Raw genomic sequence first — 19742 nt, forward strand, 5'->3', positions numbered from 1 at the left:
GTACCCCGGCCGAATTCGGCGATCTTGCAGGTCGCGGACGGCGGCCTGTGGGTCCGCTTCAAGCAGCGGACGCCCAGGAAGTGGGCGGGGCCGGTGCGGTCGTGGCCCGGCGGCGGGGAAACGTGGTCGCTGCCCCGTCTCCCCGCCCTCTCCTGGGCCGGACGGGTGTCAGCAGATCCTCGGCAGTTGCTCCCCGATCGGCATGTCGACCACCCGGGTTCCGCCCAGCCCGGTGCGGGCCACCACCATGCCCGGATGGGCCTCGACCACCTCGCCGATGATCCTGGATTCGGTACCCAGCGGATGCGCCCGCATCGCGTCCAGTACGGCGTCGGCGTGGTCGCGTGGGACGAAGGCCACCAACTTTCCCTCGTTGGCGACGTACATGGGGTCCAGGCCGAGCACGGCGCAGGCGTTGGCGACAGCGGGCGGGACCGGGACGTCGCGTTCCCGGATGACGACGCCGGTGCCGGAGGCCGCCGCGATCTCGTTGAGCGAGGCCGCCAGCCCACCCCGCGTCGGGTCGCGCAGTACGTGCAGGTCCGGGGTGACGCCGAGCATGGCTTCGACCAGACCGCCGAGCGCCGCGCAGTCGCTCTCGATCTCCACTCCGAATTCCAGGCCCTCGCGGACGCTCATGATCGCCACGCCGTGCACGCCGATCGCGCCGCTGACCATCACGACATCGCCCGGAACGACCCGCTGCGGGCGCAGATCGACGCCCGCCGGGATGAGCCCGATGCCAGCCGTGTTGATGAAGATCCCGTCGCCGTGACCGGCTTCCACGACCTTCGTGTCTCCCGTCGCCACCTCGACACCCGCGGCCCGGGCCGCCGCACCGAGCGCCTCGGCCACGCGGGCGACGGTCTCCATCTCGACGCCCTCCTCCAGGATGAAGCCGCAGGAGAGGTAGGCGGCGCGGGCACCGCTCATGGCGAGATCGTTGACGGTCCCGTTGACGGCGAGGTCGCCGATGCTGCCGCCGGGGAAGAACAACGGCCGCACCACGAACGAGTCGGTGGAGAAGGCCATGCGGACACCGCCCAGCGACAGCGCCGCGGCATCTCCCAGCTGGCCGAGCACCTCTCCGCCGAAAGCGGGCGCGAAGACGTGCTCGACCAGTTCGGCGGAGAGCGCCCCGCCCCCGCCGTGGCCCATGACGACACGGGACTGGTCGCGCAGCGGAGCCGGGCAGGTCCAGGCCGCCACGTCGAGTACCGGCGTACGGAGGCCGGTGGTTTCTGTCGTCTCAGACAACGGGGCTCGCCTCCCGGGTCGCGGGGGTGAGCTGCAGCCGCCGGTAGAGGTAGTACGCGGCGCAGGCGCCCTCGCTGGAGACCATGGTGGCTCCGAGCGGGGTGCGAGGTGTGCACAGAGTGCCGAACGCCTCGCATTCATGCGGCTTGAGCAGCCCCTGAAGGACCTCGCCGCTGCGGCACTCGGCCGGTTCCCGGGTCTGGATGCCGTCGACCGAGAAGCGGTACTCGGCGTCGTAGTCACGGTACTTCGGGGACAGCCGCCAGCCGCTGTCGGGGATCACGCCGATGCCGCGCCAGGCCCGGTCGGTGACGTCGAAGACGTCCTCCAGCATGGCCCGCGCGGCCGGGTTCCCTTCCGGGCGGACGGCTCGGGGGTAGGCGTTGTCGACGGTGTGCTCGCCGCGCTCCAGCTGCACCACGGTCCGGCGTACCCCTTCGAGGATGTCCAGGGGTTCGAACCCTGTGACGACGATCGGGACGCGGAAGCGCTCCGCCAGTTCCGGGTACTCCCCCACACCCATCACGCTGCACACGTGCCCGGCCGCCAGGAAGCCCTGGACCCGGCAGCTCGGGGACCGCATGATCGCCTCGATGGCGGGTGGTACGCGCACATGGGACACCAGCAGGCTGAAGTTCGGGATGCCGAGCCTGCGGGCCTGATACACCGTCATCGCGTTGGGGGGCGCGGTCGTCTCGAAACCGATGCCGAAGAACACGACGTCCCGGTCCGGATTCTGCTGGGCGATCCTCAGCGCGTCGAGCGGCGAGTAGACGACCCGTACGTCTCCGCCCGCGCCGCGCACCTGGAAGAGGTCCCGTCCCGTGCCGGGCACGCGAAGCATGTCGCCGAAGGAACAGAAGATCACCCCCGGCCGGGAGGCGATCTCCAGTGCCTTGTCGATGACCTCCAGCGGAGTCACGCACACAGGGCAGCCGGGGCCGTGGATCAACTCGACCTGATCCGGCAGGAGTTGGTCGATGCCGTGCCGGATGATGGTGTGCGTCTGGCCGCCGCAGACCTCCATCAGCGCCCACGGCCTGGTGACTGTCGAGTGGATGTCGTCGAGCAGCCGGCGCGCCAGGTCCGGGTCCTGGAACTCGTCGATGTACTTCACTTCCGCGCCTCCTCTCCCGCGGGCGGCAGGGTTGCGCCCACTTCCGCGGCCAATTCCCAGGGGTCGCCGAACTCCTCCTGCAGCATGCCGAGGGTGGCGAAGAGCTCGAGCGTCTGCTTGGCCGACTCCTCGTCGAGGCGCTGCAGGGCGAAGCCGACGTGGACGATGGCGTACTCGCCGACCTGGAGATCGGGCAGGTACTCCAGGCACACCTCCTTGACCACACCGCCGAAGTCGACATGGGCCATTCGGGTGCCGTCACGTTCCTCGATGTCCAGCACTCTGCCGGGTACCGCCAGGCACATGGGCCTCTCCTCGCTCTGGGTCGTGCGTCGTCGCCCGGCGCCGCCGGGTCGGTTCGTCAGTCGATGGCTCGGGGACGGTCCGCAGCACGCGCGGCGACCACGAGCTGGCCGAGAGCCAGACCGCCGTCGCCCGGCGGGACCAGGTGGTGGCGCAGGACCGTGAAACCGTCCGCGTGCAGGGCGGCCGCGCAGGCCGAGGAGAGCACGGCGTTGGCATACACGCCGCCGGTCAGGGCGACCGTCTCCAGTCCGTGCCGCTCACGCGCCAGCACACAGATGCGGTGGACGAGACCGGCGACGGCCCGGTGGAAGCGGGCCGCGACCAGGGCCGGCCCCGCGCCCGCGCGCAGATCCTCGACGACGGCCGCGAGCACGGGCCCCGGATCCGCCACGAAGGGTGCCCGATCCGCCGGAACGGGTGCGGTATCCGTCCGTGTCGCACCGCCGCCCGTCGGCTCCGGACCGGCCACCGCCCGAAGCGCGCCGCCGCCCGGTTCGGCCGCGGCAGCCGCCCACGGCACGCCGCCCCTTGCGCAGGGCCCGGAATCAGCGCGTCGCGGGTCGCTGTCGGACCCGGAGCCGGTGGGCGCGCGCACCGCATCGCCGTCCGGCCCGATCTCCCGGACCTCGAAGGCGTACACGACGCTGTCCCCGGTTGGCGCCATCAGCGCGGCGGCTTCCAGTTCGACCGCCGCCTGGGCCTCGTATCCGGCCCGGTGGCAGACGCCCGCGAGGGACGACACGGCATCGAAGAGCCGGCCCATGCTGGAGGTGGGGACGCAGTTCAGGTGGCGCTCCAACTGCCGTTCCAGCACGAGGCGTTCGTCGGGCGGGCAGGCGGCGACGCAGGCGAGCTCGTCCGACCAGCGGATCCCGGCAGCCCACAGGTGTGCGAGCGCCATCCGGTACGGCCGGTGTACCGCGGCGTCACCGCCGGGCAGCGGCACGTACTGGAGATGCCCGAACCGGGTGAAGCCGTCGTAGTCCGCGAGCAGGATCTCCCCGCCCCACACCGCCCCGTCGTCGCCGTAGCCGGTGCCGTCGAAGGCGACACCGATCACCGGCCGACTGCCGTCCAGTCCCCGTTCGGCCATCGCGGCGGCGACATGGGCGTGATGGTGCTGGACGCGTACGACGGGTCGGCCCGCCGCGTTCCGGTCGGCCCAACGCGCCGAGCGGTACCCGGGATGCCGGTCGGCCGCCAGTAGTTCGGGGCGCACCGGAGTGATCGACTCCAGTTGTGCCGTGGCACGCTCGAAGGCCCGCTGGGTGGCGAGGTCGTCCATGTCCCCGATGTGGGCGGAGAGCCAGGCCCGGCGGCCCTCGCCGAGGCAGAACACGTTCTTGAGGTCCCCGCCGACGGCCAGGGCCGTGCGCACGGGCACCGGAAGGGTCAGCGGCAGGGGCGCATAGCCGCGGGCGCGGCGCACCAGCAGCGGCTCGCCGTCACACACGCGCACCACGGAGTCGTCGCACGGCACATGGATCGGCCGGTCGTGGGTGAGCCAGCCGTCGGCCAGGGGCGCCAGCCGCTCCAGCGCCTCCTCGTCGTCGGTGACGATCGGCTCGCCGGCCACATTGCCGCTGGTCATGACGAGCAGCCGGGAGCCCTCGGGGTCGCCGGACAGGCCGAACAGCAGGTGGTGCAGGGGGGTGTACGGCAGCATGACGCCGAGGTCGGGGCTGCCGGGTGCGACCGACTCGGCCGGACGTGGTGCCCCCGGTGCGACCGGTGCCTGCGTACGCCGGCGCAGCAGCACGATGGGTCTGGTGGCACCGGCGAGCAGGCTCCGCTCCTCGGGGCCGAGCCGAACGAGGTGTTCGATGTCGTCGACGCTCCGGGCCATGACGGCGAACGGCTTGTCCCCCCTGGCCTTTCGGCGGCGCAGCAGGGCGACGGCCGCGGGATCGGTCGCATCGCAGGCCAGGTGGTAGCCGCCCAGTCCCTTGACGGCGAGGATCGCACCGCTCGCCAGGAGCCTGCGTGCCTCGGCGACGGGGTCCGCTTGCGAGGACACGTCCGTCGGCGGCCCGCCGAGACCCGCCCGGGGGACGAGCAGACGCAGCCGCGGGCCGCAGGCCGGGCAGGCGACGGGTTGCGCGTGAAAGCGCCGGTCGGCCGGATCGGCGTACTCATGGGCGCAGTCGGGGCACATCGGGAAGCCGGCCATGGTGGTGTGGGCCCGGTCGTAGGGCAGACCGGTGACGATCGTGAACCGGGGGCCGCAGTGCGTGCAGTTGATGAACGGGTGGCGATGGCGCCGGTCGGCGGGATCGGCCAGTTCACGCAGGCACTCGGCGCAGGTCGCGGTGTCCGGGGGGATCAGCGTCCCGGCCGGTCCGTCCGTGCGGGAGGCGAGGATGGTGAACGCGGCGTCGCCGGTGACGGGCACCGGCCGGTGGTCGACGGAGTCCACCCGGGCCAGCGGCGGTGCGTGCGGGGCGAGCCGGTCGCAGAACCGGGCGACCGCCGCGGGTGTTCCCTCGACTTCGGCGATGACGCCCTCGGGGGTGTTGGTCACGTGCCCGGACAGGTTCAACCCGGTGGCGAGGGTGTAGACGTACGGCCGGAAGCCGACACCCTGCACCACGCCCCGCACGGTGACCCGACGGCGCTGCGGCGCCTCCGCGGCGACCGCGGTCGAGGACTGCGGACCGCTCACGAGCGGGACTGCGCCATGGCGCCGGTGCCGTGCGGGTGCTCATGGGTGTGCTGGTGGGAGTGCGCGGAGACGTCGGGCCGACGCGCCATGACGGGAGAGTGCAGGGGGGATCCGTCCGCGGCCGCCAGCGCCCGGTCCAGCAGGGCGCCGACGCCCCGGTCCCGGCGGGCCGAGGTGAGCAGCACCTCCACTCCGGGGTTGACCCGCTCGACGTTCGCGCGGAACGCCCCTTCGTCGAACTCGACGGCTTCGGCGATGTCGGTCTTGGTGACCACCACCAGGTGGGCGAGGCCGAAGGCGGTGGGGTACTTCAGCGGCTTGTCCTCGCCCTCCGTGACGGAGGCGAGCACGACCCTCAGGGTCTCCCCGAGGTCGTAGGAGGCCGGGCAGACGAGGTTGCCGACGTTCTCCACGAACAGCAGCCGGGTGCCGTCGGGCAGCCAGCCCTCCAGGTGACGGCCGAGCATCTCGGCCTCCAGGTGGCACAGCCCGTCCGTGAGGACCTGCTTGACCGGGACGCCCGAGCGCGCCAGGCGCTCCGCGTCGTTCTCGGTGGCGAGGTCGGCGGTGAGTGCCGCAACCGGCACGGACCGCTGTCGTGCCAGCACCAACTCCCTTTCCAGCAGGGCGGTCTTGCCGCTGCCAGGGCTGGACAGCAGATTGACCACCGTGGTGCCGCTGGCCGTGAGGCCGGCGCGCAGGGTGTGCGCGGTCGTGTCGTTCTTGGCCAGGACGGCCTGCTGCAGGTCGACCACACGGCACATGGGTCAGCGCTCCTCTGGAATCGGTTCGCGGGTGAGTGCGTGCGTGGGGCCGTCCTCCCACCGCACGCTGACGATCTGCAGTTCACGGCCCGACAACAGGTCGGTGGTGGCTCCCCCGCACCGCGGGCAGCTCAGCCGGGGCGGCATGCCGACGGCCCATTCGTGCGCGCAAGGAGCGCAACGGGCCCGGCCCGGCACGGAATCGGTGACCAGTTCGGCACCTTCCAGCACCGTCCCGGCGCAGGCCAGTTCGAAGCAGAAGGAAAGGGCATCGGGTACGACGCCGGCCAGCTCGCCCACCTGAATCCGCACCGAGCGCACGGCCGTGATGTCACCGGCCTGCTCCGCCGCCTCTTCCACCTGGCCGATCACCGCCAGCGCGATGGACATCTCGTGCATCGGTCTCCGTCCTGGCGGAGGCCGCTGCCCACCGACCGCCCTGCGAGCCGATCGTCTGTCGGGCAGGCGTCCGCCGCCCCTCATTAGAGAGGAGGCGGTACGGGGCGGCGGACCGGCACGCCGTCGCCGCCCGGCCGCCTACGCCGTTCGCCGCAACGGCACACGTCCGCCGCGCGGACGTCGGCTCACATGCACCGCATCCGCAGATAGCGCCTGATGTCGGGCAGGGACTGCACGACGACGACGGCGACAGCGGCGGCCAGCGCACCGCAGACCAGGGTCTTGATCATTGCGTGTCTCCTCACTTGGTGGCGCCGGCGGCCGTGGCCCGCGGCCCGGGCTCTCCCGGCTGGTCCGCCCGCAGCAACTCTTCGATCAGCCGGACGGCTTCGGGTACGGCGGCGGAGACGGGCGGGCTGAGCCCGATGCCCTCCGCCACCGAGGCGGGTTCGCATCCCACCACCAGGGTGCGCCGCGGCGGCTGCCCACCGGTTCCGGCACAGAGCGTGCCAAGCAGCGCGAGCACGGTGTCGGGCGTCATCCGGTGGCCGTCGATCGGTGCGCCGTGCGGCTCGCCTCCGCCGGCGGTGTCGTGCTCGATCACGTAGAGAGTGCCGGGATCCTCGCCCCGCGCGGTGGCGTCCACCAGGATCAGGGTGTCGTAGCCGTCGAGGACCTGGTAGGCGAGGTGCACGCCCCGTACGCCGATGTCCACGGCCTCGACGTGCGGGGGCAGTTGCCTCCCGGCGAGTACGCGCACGGTCTCGACGCCGAAGCCGTCGTCCCCGAGGAAGATGTTCCCGATACCGGCGACGAGCACCCTGCCGTGCTCCTGGCGGAGCGGGTCCGGGAGAACGCTCTCCCGGCGGGGCGGGTCCGCGGGAACGCTCTCCCGACGGGGCGAGTCCGGGGAAAGGCTCATGCGCCGTCCTCCAGGGGTGTGACCTCGTCGGGCTGGAAGTACAGGAAGCGTCCCTGCTCACGGCGGATGTCGGCGCCCGGGTCGTCCTCCACCGTCACCGCCAGGTGCACTCCGCCGTCCACGTCGTGCAGGACGGCCTCGACCTTCGCCGTACGCCCCGTCAGGAACAAGTCCTGCGCGTCGGTGCGCCGCAGTCCCGGTCGCAGCAGCACCCGGCTTCCCGCTCCCAGCGACCGGCCGTCGACGACGACCCGGTCGTGTCCCGGGTCGAAGCCGGCCTCACTCGCCGGGTCCCACCACGGGGTGTCCGGACGCTGCACGCCGTACTCGTCGGGAAACCCGGTGGCGGCCGGAGCGGGGGCCGATCCCGTCACCTCACGCAGACTGCGCACCGCCCCGTGCAGGCGCTCCAGGACCTCGGGAGGCATCGAGTCCGCGAGGTCGATCACGGCGGCCGCCCGTTCGTCGGTGCCGCGGGCCTCGCGCTTCTCCTCGTCGGTGAGGGCCGCCGTGCGCAGCGTGAGAATCTCGTCGATCTCGGTGGCGTCGTACAGGGCACCGGGGCTTTCCGGAGCGATGGCCGGATGGTCCTCCAGGATGATCGGTGAGGAGAGCACCACATCGGCGCGGCCGGGTTCGCCGGCGAGTACGGGCCAGGTGTGCAGATTGCGGCAGGACGCGATCGCGCCCTTCGCCCACTCGGGGGGATCGGTCATCGACAGGAACGACCCGGCGCTCAGTCCCATGAGGAGGTGGGAGGCCACCAGGGAGCGCGGGAGCGCCGCGTCACGGTCGGCGGCCGGGCCGTCCGGGGGTGTCCAGGTGCTGATGTTCTCGACGACGGCGGTCAGCCGCAACACCCGGTAGGGCCCGTCGAGTTCGCACGCCGACAGCCGGAGTGCGCCATGGATCTCCTCGCACCGGCGGACCGTGCGGCCGACGGGATGACCGGCCTCGTCGAGGACGGGCTCGCTCTCCTCTCCGGCGGGGCGGTCGAAGGGGATCGTGACCCCGTCGCCCATGAGTTCGTCCACCGGCACGACCGCCTCGACGCGCTCCTCGGTCCCCTCGTCCCAGGGGACCAGGATCCGGTCCCCGAGCCGGAGTTCGGGGACCGTGTCGAAGCCGCCGTCCGGGCGCGCCTGCTGGATCGTACGACGCCGGGCGCGCAGGAAGCGCAGCTCGACCGCGAGGGTGGCGCCCGCCCTCGGTTCCATCAGGCATTCGGTGTGCTGGAAGTCGTGCTCCTCGCACGTGGCGCCCCAGGCGGGCGGTACCAGTACGCCGAACTGCCAGCGCAACCGGTTCTTGGCCGCCGAGGCACGGTAGGGGTAGAGCACATAGCCCTCGAAGAGGACGGTGTCGGCCACCTGCCGGGCGACGGCGAGGCGTTCCTCGATATCCGGGGCGAACGCGGTCACGCTCACGGAGCGGTCCTTCCGGTGATGCTGGTCAGGGCCGGGCCCTGCCGGGGCGGGGCTGCCGTGCCCGCCTCGTCGAGCAGGGCCCGCACGGCCGCCTCCCAGGAGGGCAGGGCCCGTCGTGAGCGGAAGGCGAGCAGGGCGTCCATGGTGTCGCGGGGCAGCCGGATCCAGCCGCAGCCGGGGAAGTGCTGCTCGACCATCTCCCGCCAGACCGCGACCGGCATCCGGAAGGCCGCTTCCCGGTCCCAGGGGACGGGTTCGACGCGGAAGCCGCCCGCTCCGGTGAACGCCGTGCCCGAGAAGAGCATCAGCAGGGGTACTTCGCCGCCGGTGAGCGCGGCGAAGTAGCGGGTCGCGGCGATGTCCATGTCGTAGGTGCAGGGCACGACGAGGTCTGTCTCGGTCTCCCCGGTGAAGGCAGGGACCATGACGGAAACCTGGGCGAACTGCACCGGATGGAGGGTGCTGCCCCAGCGCGAGCGCTCGCCGAAGAGGTCGGTGAGAGCGCCGGCCTCGGCTGCCTCGTAGCCGCGCCGGGCGGGTTCGATGCGGATCTGGCAGCGCAGCGCCAGGGCATGGACCGGTTCGTCGCCGGTCGCGGTGATGCGCAGCCGGAACACCAGGGTGGGTCCGGCGGCGTACCGGTCGGCGCGGACGCCGGTGCAGGCGAAGGAGAACTCCGTCACGGCCGGCTCTCCTTCTCCACGGTGCGGGCGCGTTGCCCGACCTGCTCGAAGAACGCGTCGAGCGCGGCGCGGGCCTCGGCCCCGCCGTCGAAGCCCTGCCACAACAGGCGCATCCGGCCGACCAGTTCGTAGCAGATGTCGATCGGTACGAGATAGCACTCGCAGCGGCCGTCGGTGCGGCGCAGCAACAGCGCCTCCACATCGGATGCGAGTTGCTCGGCGAGGATGCTGTCACCGAGGACGGTCGCCCAGGTCGCCGGTTCGAGCTCACTCTCGGTGGCCCCGGCGGGGCTCGGGTAGAGGGCCACCAGCCGGTCGAGCGCGGAGTTGCGGAAGAAGAACGCGACGCCGACCGGGATCTGCAGTGCCTCCCAGGCACCGTCGTCGAGATGGTGGTCCGGGTCGATGAGGCAGCGGTCCGGCACCAGTCGGAAGCGGCCCGCGGCGGCACCCGGCTGCTCCAACAGCAGGGCGCAGGGCGGGCAGGCGCAGACGATGGCCCGGTTCTCGGTGTCCACCAGGTGCCGGTGGTGTGCCTCGTCCACCGCGACCGCGCACAGCCCGCACCGCTCCGGCTGCGGCTGACGCCCGGTCAGGAATCTGCGCAGTCCGGAACCGCGGGTGGCCCGACCAGGCGCGAAGGACGCGCTCATGGGGTCTTGGCCGGGGCCGGACGTGCGCCGGCGCGCGTGCCGGGGCCGACGCCGATCTGAAGCAGTGCGGGCTCCCTGGACGTACCGGCGGACTGCACTTCGACGACCGTGACCTCCGGAGCGAAACAGGCGAGCGCGTCCTCGGCCGCCTGCTGGGCCGTCGTACCGCCACCGGCGCAGCCGCAGCCCGCGGCGGCGGCAGCCCGTAGCCTGAGTGTCCCGGTCGACTCGTCGAAGTCCAGGACTTCCAGGTCGTGTTCGCCGACGCTGTCGAGCGCCCTGGCGATGCGGGTCGTCCGGTCCTCCGGATGGAGGTCGTGCAGTACGAGGAGGCCGGCGACCAGTTCGTCGCCGAGCAGGGCCGTCACGGGGGCGGCACCGCGGTTCTCAGGTGCGGAGAGCAACTGGAGCATCCGGGCCAGGCCCGCCCCGTAGAAGTCCATGAGAGCCTGCACCAGTTCCTCGGCCGCCGCGTGAGCTGCCGGGTCGCCGGTGGCGGCGAGCCGGTCGAGCACGTCCTCGATCCGCCGCCCGGTCTGCACCACGTCCACTGCCTGTGTCACCTTCGTCGCGTCGATGGTCGTGCCCGCGCTCATCCGCCCAGTCCACTCAGGCCGGTGGGCACATGCATCTTCTGTACGGTCTTGCCGCCACCGACGTACATGTGCACGCCGCAGGGCAGACAGGGGTCGAAGCTGCGGACGGTGCGCATGATGTCGATGCCCTTGAAGTTCTCCGGGGTGTTCTCCTCGAAGATCGGCGTGTTCTGCACGGCGTCCTCGTACGGGCCGGGCGTGCCGAAGCTGTCCCTGGTGCTGGCGTTCCACGGGGTGGGCGGGTACGGGTGGTAGTTGGCGATCTTGCCGTCGCGGATCACCATGTGGTGGGAGAGCACGCCACGGACGGCCTCGGTGAAGCCGACGCCGATGCTCTCGTCGGGCACCTCGAACTTCTCCCAGGTCTGGGTGCGTCCGGACCGGACCTCCTCCAGCCCCTTCTCCGCGAAGTGCAGGGCGACGGCGGCGGTGTAGGCCTGGAAGTAGGTCCGCGCCCGGTTGCGCTCGAGCGCGTTGCTCCACTTCGGGATCTTCCACTCGAAGGTGGCCTCGGGCTTGGTCATGGTGCGGGGCAGGTTGATGACCACGCTGTCGCCGGTGGCCTTCACATAGCCGGTGTCGACGAGCCCGGACAGCGCGGTGGACCACAGGCGGGCGATGGGGCCGCCTCCGGTGTCCAGGGCGAGATGGTCCTTGCCGTCGAACCAGCGGGGCGACATGACCCAGCTGTACTTGTCGTCGAAGTTCCGCTTCTGCGGGGCGGGGATGGTGTGCTGGTTCCAGGGGTGGCGCGGGTCGACCGGGTTGCCGAGCGGGTCGTGCGTGACGAACTGCTCCTGGCCCTGCCAGTCCTCGTAGTAGGAACTGCCCAGCAGGATGCGGATGCCGAGGTTGATCTCGGTGAGGTCGTTGGTGACGAGCTTGCCGTCCACGATGATGCCGGGGGTGACGAACATCCGTCGGCCCCAGTCCGTCATGTTGGCGTAGGTGAAGTCGCAGTACTCGGGGTCGTTGAGCGCTCCCCAGCAGCCGAGCAGGACCCGTCGGCGCCCCACTTCCTCGTATCCGGGCAGCGCCTCGTAGAAGAAGTCGAAGAGGTCGTCGTGCAGCGGGACGACGCGCTTCATGAACTCCACGTAGCGCATCAGGCGGCTGAGGTAGTCCGTGAAGAGCTGCACGGAGGCGACGGTGCCCACGCCGCCCGGGTAGAGCGTGGAGGGGTGCACATGGCGTCCCTCCATGAGGCAGAACATCTCCCGGGTGTAGCGGCTCACCTGGAGTGCCTCGCGGTAGAACTCGCCCTCGAGGGGGTTCAGGGACCGCATGATGTCGGCGATCGTGCGGTAGCCGTGCTCCCCGGCGTGCGGGGCCTCGGTGCGCTCGGCGAGTTCGAGGACGCCGGGGTTGGTCTCCTTGACCATCTTCTCGCAGTAGTCGACCCCGACCAGGTTCTCCTGGAAGATGTTGTGGTCGAACATGTACTCCGCGGACTCGCCGAGGTTGATGATCCACTCACCGAGGTTCGGGGGCTTCACGCCGTACGCCATGTTCTGCGTGTACACCGAGCAAGTGGCGTGGTTGTCCCCGCAGATGCCACAGATGCGGCTGGTGATGAAGTGGGCGTCGCGGGGGTCCTTGCCGCGCATGAAGACGCTGTAGCCACGGAAGACGGACGAGGTGCTGTAGCACTCCGCGACCCGCTTCTGTTTGAAGTCGATCTTCGTGTGGATGCCGAGGCTGCCCACGATCCGTGTGATCGGGTCCCAGGCCATCTCCATCAGGCCGCTACCGTCACCGGCCGCCTTCTTCGTCGGTGCCATCGTCTGGGTCGTGCCCTTCTTCGCGTGGGTGGTCCGGGAGGGTGTGGACGGATCGGGGGGTGCGGCTCAGGTGTGGCGGGGATTCACCACGGCCGCCGGTATCCGGTGGTGAGCTTGCGTCCCGTGTGGCGCCACTTGGGCTCCTTGTCGACGGTCTGCTGGGTGAGGGAGCGCAGTCTGCGGACGACCGCGCCGTAGGCGCCGCTGGCCTTGGTCGACAGCGCCGCTCCGGGGGGCTGGTCCATGAAGGGCATGAACTTGTCCGGGAAGCCGGGCATGGTGCAGGCGATGCAGATGCCGCCGACGTTCGGACATCCGCCGATGCCGTTCATCCAGCCCCGCTTGGGCACGTTGCACTTGACGACCGGTCCCCAGCAGCCGAGCTTGACCAGGCACTTGGGCGAGTCGTACGTCTGGGCGAAGTCGCCCTGTTCGTAGTAGCCGGCGCGGTCGCAACCCTCGTGCACGGTGGCGCCGAACAGCCAGGCCGGGCGCAGCTTGTCGTCGAGGGGGATCATCGGGGCGGAGCCGGCCGCCTGGTAGAGCAGGTAGGTGAGTGTCTCGGCGAAGTTGTCGGGCTGGATCGGGCAGCCGGGGACGCACACGATCGGGATGCCGGCCTGGGACTTCCAGTCCCAGCCGAGGTAGTCGGGCACGCCCATCGCGCCGGTGGGGTTGCCCGCCATGGCGTGGATACCGCCGTAGGTCGCGCAGGTGCCGATGGCGACGACGGCCAGCGCCTTGGGCGCGAGCCGGTCGATCCACTCGCTGGTGGTGATCGGCTGGCCGGTCTCCGGGTTGTCACCGAAGCCGCACCAGTAGCCTTCGGGCTTGATCGCCTCATTGGGGACGGACCCCTCGACGACCAGGACGAACGGGTCGATCTCGCCCCGCTCTCCCTTGAAGAACCATTCGATGAACGTGTCCGCGCCACCCACCGGGCCGCTCTCGAAGTCGATGAGGGGCCAGTGGACAGCGATCTTCGGCAGCCCCGGCAGCGCGCCGAGCGCGATCTGCTCGATGCTCGGCTGCATCGCTGCCGTGAGCGCGACCGAGTCTCCGTCGCAGCTCAGCCCGGCGTTGATCCAGAGAATATGGATCGTGGGCGTCTCGTCGGCAGGCGCACCACCGGCATCCGTTGCGCCGGCCGTGCTCGGCGTCGCCGCTGTCATGGGACCGCCTCCTCGGAGAGGTGAGGGATGAGAACCCGTAGGGGAAGGAAAACCCATATCGGGATGAAAACCTGTATTTCAACCGCCAGTCCTCTTCGTACCAGCCATCCGGCCCCAGTGAGAGGTCATTGCGGGCCGTTCCAGTGACGGGGCTCTGGACCACTCAGGCGCTACGGCCCCTCACGGACCGGTCCGGCCCCACCCCGTCCTCGCGGCCGCGGCGAGATCGAGGTGTGGTGGCGTGCAGGCTGGTCGATCCTTGCGTACGAAGGCGCGCCGCAGTGCGTGGAAGGGGGCGTCCGGGTCGTCGAACGTCCGGCGCATCCGGGCCAGCTCCCGCTCCCGGAACGCGGCCAGGGGCTCGCTGCTCTCCTGGCGGTCCAGTTCCGCTTTCTTCGCGGCGATCCGCGGCAGCGATCCCGGCAGTGACGCCAGCCGGGCCGCCAGCCGTCCGACCTCCGCGGCGAAGTCCTGCGGACCGCATTCGACCACTCGGTCGACGAGCCCGAGGTCGCGGGCGCTCCCGGCGCTCATCGGCAGGGCTTCGCGCAGAAGCCGCTCGGCCGTCACCGCGCCCACGCGGCGCGGCAGCGTGTACGTCCAGTACTCCGAGCCGTACAGGCCCATGAGCCGGTAGTGCGGGTTCAGCACACAGCCGGTGCGGCACCACACCTCGTCGGCGGCCAGGGCGAGCATCACACCGCCCGCCGCGGCGTTGCCCGCGACGGCGGAGACCACCAGCCTGTCCGTGGTGGTCAGGATCGCCTCGACGAGGTCGTCGATGGCGTTGATGTTGGCCCAGGACTCGGCGGCTGGATCCTCGGCGGCCTCGATGACATTGAGGTGGATTCCGTTGCTGAAGAAGTCCCGTTGCCCACCCAGCACGAGCACCGACGTGGGACGCGCGCACGCCTCCCGATACGCGTCGAGCAGGCGTCGGCACTGCGTGGTGCTCATCGCCCCGCCGGGGAACGAGAACGAGAGGAAACCGACGCCCCCCTCCTCCCGGTACGCGATGTCGGTCCACGTGCGCCGACGTGGGTCCGCGGAGTGCGGCGCGGCGATCTCCGGAAGGGGAGGCAGCCGATCGCCGAGGGCCAGCACCGCGGGCAGTTTGAACGTGGGGGGCTGCCCCGGACCTCGCCGACGGCGCAACTCGGGAATCCAGACGGCACCGTCCTTCGTCGCCCGGCAGACCGCGCCGGTCCTGGTGGCCAGCAGTTCACCCGGGACGCCGCGCAGGCCGGCCTCGGGATGGCCGCCGTGCAGGTACCACTCGGCGCCGAGCAGCACGTCGAGCACGCCGGGCTGCGAGTCCGCCGCACGCAGCTTGGCCAGGACGGTCCGAGTGCAGTCCGCGTCCCAGTCGATTCGGCGGACGCTCTGGTCGAGGTACGGGCGGATGCGCACGGGCGTGTCCGGTGCGTGCGCCCCGCCCTGTTTGCGCGGGGTGTAGGTCCCCGAGGCGAAGCGCTCCACGGCGAGCAGGACGGCCGACAGCGCCGCGTCGGCGATCTCATTGCGGTACAGGTCGCTCTTGCCCACCGGCGGGACCGGGCAGGCCACGGACGCCCAGACATCCCCGGCATCCATTTCCTCGCCGGCCTGAAGGACCGTCACGCCCCACCGGTCGGCGCCCTCCTGGATCGCCCAGTCCAAGGAGGACGGCCCCCGGTCCCCGAACGGCCCCGGGTGGACGATGAAACACGGGTACGCGGCCCACACCTCCCGGGGGATTGCCGTCTTCAGCATCGGGGCCAGAACGAGTTGCGGCGCGTGCCGCCGGACGGCCTCCGGCAACGGGCGGTCGCGCAGGGCGAGTTCCACCGCGACCGTGTGCCCCTGGTCGCGCAATTCGGCATGGACGCGCTGCGTAAGGCTGTTGAACGCGCTGGCCACGAGCAGGATGTGCACGGCGACCTCCTGGTGACGGTGCGGGCGGCTGAGATGGTCGGACACGCCGAACCGTCCCGCTCCGGCGACAGGCTGTCGAGTCACCCGAAAGCGGGCGCCGCGCCGCCACCCGGCCCCGACGCCCCGAGCCTCCGCCGGACTCAGGGGCTCCGGCGCCGACCGGTCGGTCCTCACCAGCACCGCCGTCAATCGTCTGCCGCACCGCCGCACCCCACCGAACCGCCGCACCCCACCGACATGTGATGCACAACACAAAGCAGAGTGCAAGATTTGCTCAGGGCAATGATGGATCGGTTCAGCCCGTCCGTACCTCCTGGCGTACCGGCCACTCACCTCAGGAGGCACGATGCGCCTTTCGCGCAACATGGCAGGAACCGTCTTCGTGGGCGGCGCACTGAGCCTGACTCTCGCCGCCCTCGCCTACCCCGCGATGCTCGGCGTGCAGAACGCGACGACCTCCCCGTCGCGCGTGATCGCCAACACCCGCTACGGACCGCTGACCGAGGCCGACCGGGACTTCGTCGTCAAGGTCCGCGCGGCGGGCCTGTGGGAGCATCCCCTCGGCCTGATGGCCATGAAGCGGGGCACCACGGCGGAGATGAAAGAGGCCGGCAAGCACCTGGTCGTCGGGCACTCACGCCTCGACGAAGCCTGCCGGAAGATCGCCCCCGAGCTGGGCATCGCCCTGCCCAACCAGGCGAGCCCGCAACAGCAGCAGTTCGTGGCCACCGCCGACGGGAGCACCGGCAAGCAGTTCGACACCACCGCGGTCAACATCATGCGGGTGACCCACGGCCAGATCTTCCCGGTCATCGCCAAGATCCGCGCCAGCACCCAGAACACCCTGGTGCGTCAGCTCGCCGATCAGGCCAACGACACCGTCCTGGACCACATCACGGTGCTGGAGCGGACCGGACTGGTCAATTTCGACCAGGCCAACTTCCAACAGACCACCCCGCCGAAACTCCCCAAGGACCAGCTGACCCCGCCACCTCCCCAGCCGGGATCCCCGGTCCTCTCCCTCACCCTGCCCCCGGGCCTGGATGTGAACACGACTTCCCCGACACCGACACCGACCCCGACCCCGACGATCGGATGACCGCCGACGGAGCTCCGGTTGGAGCCTGCGATCAGCCCGACCGACTCGGCGCCAGGAACAGGGGTTTCAGGCATCGCGCCCCGCGACAGCGTCCACCCAGCCCAGTGGATGCGGCTCAGGATCGTCCATCGCGGGAACCAGGGGTTCGCCGCCCGCCTCGTTGAACGCGGTGAGTGCCTCGACGAGCGCCGCGCGCTGCTGCGGGGCGAGCCGTTCGACGATGGCGGCGATCTCGGCGCGGCGTCGGGCGGTCACGTCCTCGACCGCGCGCCGCCCCTCCTCGGTGAGCTGCAGCAGGGTCTCGCGACGATTGTCGGGGTTGGTCTGCCGGTCGGCGAGCCCGGCCGCGATCAGCCGGTCGATCATGCGCATGGCGGTCGACGGCGCGACCTGAAGCAGGTCGGCGAGTGTGACGAGCTTGGTGGCCCCGCGGGTGGACAGCACAACCAGCATGCGGAACTGAGGCAGTGTCACCCGCTCCTCGACCTCGGCGAGAGAACGAGCGGAGACCGCGACCAGCAGCCGGGACGCGGTCAGCACCGCTCGGGTGACCGCATCGACATCGTCCGTGCCCCCTGCGGGGATCTCGCGCTCCGCCATGCGTCCTTTCTACCTCTGATCTTGCGTAGTGCTCCCCCGTTTACGGGGAAGGTGAAGCGCATCTCATAGCGGCTCTGACCCGCACGTAAGCACGGGGCTGCACGGTTTAGCTCAGCCCACGGGGCACTGCTGGTTCTCGATGTACTGGCGTACCACGGTCAGAAGACGCCACGCCGGTAGGGCCCGTGCGTATGTCGGGATCCGGTTTCCACCGTGGTGACATACGCCAAAAGATAGGGTGACCGGGTGAGTTGGGAACTTGGTCTGGAGAAGCGGCAGTTCGGGCACCGTGCCCGGCTGACGCTGAGCCCTGCCGAGATCCGGCTCGTCGACGACCAGGCCCACGCGGCCCGCACCATGTGGAACTGTCTGCACGCCTGGTGGACGATGTTGTCGAAGGACAAGCGGACACTGGCCGCCGACGACGTGGCGATACGCCGGGCCCGCATGGAGATCGACTGGCTCGGCGTTCTGCCGGCGCAGGCCGCGCAAGCGGTATTGAAGACCTACTACCAGGCATGGAAGAACTGCTGGGAAAAACGCGCCGACGAACCGAACTTCAAAAACCGGTTCCGCACGGTCATGAGCGTGGACATCCCGCAGGGGCGGGACTTGCAGATCACGCGGGTGCACCGTCGCTGGGGCATGGTCAACATTCCCAAGGTCGGCCGGGTCCGCTTCCGCTGGACCCGTGACCTGCCGGTGGGGAAGAAGGCGAACGCCGACAACCGGATCACCGGCGCCCGGCTGGTCAAGGATGCGCTGGGCTGGCACATCGCCTTCCGCATCACCACCCTGGAACCCAAGCCCCAGCCGCACCGGGGACCGGAGGCCGGCATCGACGCCGGGGTGAACATCCCCCTCGCCCTCTCGGACGGAAACCACCAGGACCACGGGCGATCACCCCGGCTCCCCGACAAGACCGCCGACCGGGACAAGTGGCTCAACCCCGATGAGAAGGCCAGGCTGCTGTGTCTGGAACGCAGGGCCGCGCACCGCAAGAGCCTTTGCAAGCCCGGGCAGCGCATGAGCAACCGGCTGAAGCGGACCTATGACCAGATCGCAAGCCTTCGTGCGAAAGCCAAGCGCAGGGCCAGTGACTGGCAGCACCAGACCACCACCGAGCTCGCCCGCACCTACGGCGTGATCGTGGTGGAACAACTGGACATCCCGGCCATGACCAAGAGCGCCCGGGGCACCATCGAGGAGCCAGGCAAGAATGTCGCGCAGAAGGCCGGTCTGAACCGCTCCATCAGCCAGGAGGCATGGGGCCGGACCATCACGCTGCTGACGTACAAGGCAGCCAGGCACGGCGGCATCCTGCACAAGGTCCCCGCTCCCGGCACCTCCCGACGCTGCTCAGCATGCGGCTTCACCACACCGGGCAGCCGGGAGTCCCAGGAAGTGTTCGTGTGCAAGAACCGGGACTGCGGCTGGTCGGGCAACGCCGACCACAACGCCGCCCGGAACATCCTGCACCTGTACCGGATGGGACTCGCGCTCATCCCGGCTGCCGGGAGGGCAGTCGTCAGGCGCCCACCCGGCGTCAAGCCCGCCACCGCAAGGTAGGTGGGAATCTCCATCCCGAGGCTTGCCGAAGGAAGGAGAGCACTTCAACGTGCCGAATTCACGACCCACTCGTCCTATGGGAACCGATTTACCATTGCGCGGCCGGATTCTCGTCGCCGGAACCGACCTGACGGAGACAACGTGCTCGGTGAGTGGATCGACGAGGGACCCACCGTCGCGACGAGCCTGCCGACCGAGTGAGGGCCCACCGCCTTATCAGGCCGGCCCGAAAGACCGCAACCACAGATAGATGGCAGTCCCGGCCTCACGGCCAGCCGGTGCCTCGCACAGCCGGTCGGCGTGACCTTCGTCGACCACCGCCGCGCACAGCCGGTCGGCATGGCCTGCGTCGACCACCGCCGCGAGCGTCGGGAGCGGCGTCGGCGCAGGTGAGCGCGGAGGCGAGGGCGTTGCCGTGCGGGAGCAGGGGGAGATCAATGGGCTGGGGTGTTGACGGCGAGGCGGTGACGGCCCAGCCGGAGGGTGCGGCCGCCGTCGGCGTACAGGTCGGTGCGGTCGTGCAGGGCACGGGTCGCCTCCTGGCGGGCCGCCTTCAGGCGTCCGGCGAGTTCCTCCGCCCTTACGTGGTCGCCCAGTTCGCGCCAGGGGACGGCCTGCTCCGGTGGTGCACGACTCCCCTCCGGGTTCCGGTGCCGGACACCTGCCGGTGTCCGGCACCGGAACCGTCCGTCGTGCTCCCCGCGGCACATCGTGCATGGCCGGGACCGGCCCGCGCATTGCCGGTGCCCGGCAGTGTTCATTAGGGTCTTGATGCCGGTCGCCGCTAAGAAGTCGTCACCGGGCCGTCAAGAAACCGGGGG

18 protein-coding genes and 1 pseudogene are annotated in these 19742 nt (G+C 70.7%); 2 read left to right on the forward strand and 17 right to left on the reverse strand.

The window, feature by feature from the left end; translation table 11 throughout:
- Nucleotides 1-168: 168 nt before the first annotated feature.
- The 15 genes from hypE to IEY95_RS02845 all read right to left on the reverse strand — a co-directional run bounded on the left by hypE (nt 169) and on the right by IEY95_RS02845 (nt 15653).
- On the reverse strand, nt 169-1257 hold the full coding sequence (gene hypE, locus IEY95_RS02775) for a hydrogenase expression/formation protein HypE (protein ID WP_189184178.1): 1089 nt from the start codon (nt 1255-1257) through the stop codon (nt 169-171).
- A complete protein-coding gene (hypD, locus tag IEY95_RS02780) occupies nt 1250-2374 on the reverse strand; it encodes a hydrogenase formation protein HypD (RefSeq protein WP_189184179.1) in 1125 nt (374 codons plus the stop codon). Before hypD ends, hypE begins: the two co-directional genes overlap by 8 nt.
- Nucleotides 2371-2679, reverse strand: a complete 309-nt coding sequence (locus IEY95_RS02785) for a HypC/HybG/HupF family hydrogenase formation chaperone (protein ID WP_189184180.1) — start codon at nt 2677-2679, stop codon at nt 2371-2373. The genes hypD and IEY95_RS02785 overlap by 4 nt, the downstream gene beginning before the upstream one ends.
- Nucleotides 2680-2735: 56 nt before the next feature.
- Nucleotides 2736-5342 (reverse strand): carbamoyltransferase HypF, encoded by a 2607-nt coding sequence (gene hypF / locus IEY95_RS02795; RefSeq protein WP_229702523.1) that lies wholly within the window; start codon nt 5340-5342, stop codon nt 2736-2738.
- Nucleotides 5339-6106, reverse strand: coding sequence for a hydrogenase nickel incorporation protein HypB (gene hypB / locus IEY95_RS02800; protein ID WP_189184181.1), 768 nt, complete (start codon nt 6104-6106; stop codon nt 5339-5341). Before hypB ends, hypF begins: the two co-directional genes overlap by 4 nt.
- Nucleotides 6107-6109: 3 nt before the next feature.
- A complete protein-coding gene (gene hypA, locus IEY95_RS02805) occupies nt 6110-6505 on the reverse strand; it encodes a hydrogenase maturation nickel metallochaperone HypA (RefSeq protein WP_189184182.1) in 396 nt (131 codons plus the stop codon).
- A 185-nt stretch (nt 6506-6690) separates the two neighbouring features.
- Nucleotides 6691-6795, reverse strand: a complete 105-nt coding sequence (locus IEY95_RS50555) for a DUF6893 family small protein (protein ID WP_373294422.1) — start codon at nt 6793-6795, stop codon at nt 6691-6693.
- Nucleotides 6796-6806: 11 nt separating this feature from the next.
- Nucleotides 6807-7427, reverse strand: a complete 621-nt coding sequence (locus IEY95_RS02810; protein ID WP_189184183.1) for a hydrogenase maturation protease — start codon at nt 7425-7427, stop codon at nt 6807-6809.
- Entirely contained in the window at nt 7424-8854 is a 1431-nt protein-coding gene (locus tag IEY95_RS02815) for a hypothetical protein (RefSeq protein WP_189184184.1), read from the reverse strand. The genes IEY95_RS02810 and IEY95_RS02815 overlap by 4 nt, the downstream gene beginning before the upstream one ends.
- Nucleotides 8851-9537, reverse strand: coding sequence for a DUF6084 family protein (locus IEY95_RS02820; protein WP_189184185.1), 687 nt, complete (start codon nt 9535-9537; stop codon nt 8851-8853). Before IEY95_RS02820 ends, IEY95_RS02815 begins: the two co-directional genes overlap by 4 nt.
- Nucleotides 9534-10190, reverse strand: coding sequence for a DUF5947 family protein (locus IEY95_RS02825; protein ID WP_189184186.1), 657 nt, complete (start codon nt 10188-10190; stop codon nt 9534-9536). Before IEY95_RS02825 ends, IEY95_RS02820 begins: the two co-directional genes overlap by 4 nt.
- Nucleotides 10187-10786 (reverse strand): NifU-related iron-sulfur-binding protein, encoded by a 600-nt coding sequence (locus tag IEY95_RS02830; protein WP_189184187.1) that lies wholly within the window; start codon nt 10784-10786, stop codon nt 10187-10189. Before IEY95_RS02830 ends, IEY95_RS02825 begins: the two co-directional genes overlap by 4 nt.
- A complete protein-coding gene (locus IEY95_RS02835; protein WP_189184188.1) occupies nt 10783-12567 on the reverse strand; it encodes a nickel-dependent hydrogenase large subunit in 1785 nt (594 codons plus the stop codon). The genes IEY95_RS02830 and IEY95_RS02835 overlap by 4 nt, the downstream gene beginning before the upstream one ends.
- 83 nt (nt 12568-12650) lie before the next feature.
- Nucleotides 12651-13739, reverse strand: coding sequence for an NADH-quinone oxidoreductase subunit B family protein (locus IEY95_RS02840; protein WP_189184189.1), 1089 nt, complete (start codon nt 13737-13739; stop codon nt 12651-12653).
- A gap of 180 nt (nt 13740-13919) precedes the next feature.
- The gene (locus tag IEY95_RS02845; RefSeq protein WP_189184622.1) at nt 13920-15653 is read right to left on the reverse strand and encodes an enoyl-CoA hydratase-related protein; all 1734 of its coding nucleotides are present in this window, start codon (nt 15651-15653) and stop codon (nt 13920-13922) included.
- Nucleotides 15654-15999: 346 nt separating this feature from the next.
- Between IEY95_RS02845 and IEY95_RS02850 the strand changes: the two genes are divergently transcribed.
- Nucleotides 16000-16752, forward strand: a complete 753-nt coding sequence (locus tag IEY95_RS02850; RefSeq protein ID WP_189184190.1) for a DUF4142 domain-containing protein — start codon at nt 16000-16002, stop codon at nt 16750-16752.
- A gap of 66 nt (nt 16753-16818) precedes the next feature.
- On the opposite strand, the gene IEY95_RS02855 is transcribed toward IEY95_RS02850, so the two are convergent.
- Complete coding sequence (locus IEY95_RS02855; protein WP_189184191.1) at nt 16819-17352, reverse strand: MarR family winged helix-turn-helix transcriptional regulator; 534 nt, start codon at nt 17350-17352, stop codon at nt 16819-16821.
- 246 nt (nt 17353-17598) lie between these two features.
- On the opposite strand from IEY95_RS02855, the gene IEY95_RS02860 reads away from it, so the two are divergent.
- Nucleotides 17599-18921 (forward strand): RNA-guided endonuclease InsQ/TnpB family protein, encoded by a 1323-nt coding sequence (locus IEY95_RS02860; RefSeq protein ID WP_189184192.1) that lies wholly within the window; start codon nt 17599-17601, stop codon nt 18919-18921.
- 379 nt (nt 18922-19300) lie between these two features.
- On the opposite strand, the pseudogene IEY95_RS50560 reads toward IEY95_RS02860, so the two are convergent.
- Nucleotides 19301-19523, reverse strand: a pseudogene (locus IEY95_RS50560) (hypothetical protein); the annotation flags it as partial.
- Nucleotides 19524-19742: the final 219 nt, after the last annotated feature.

Origin of the sequence: Streptomyces albiflavescens, from assembly GCF_014645835.1 — a bacterium.
GTDB classification, from domain to species: domain Bacteria; phylum Actinomycetota; class Actinomycetes; order Streptomycetales; family Streptomycetaceae; genus Streptomyces; species Streptomyces albiflavescens.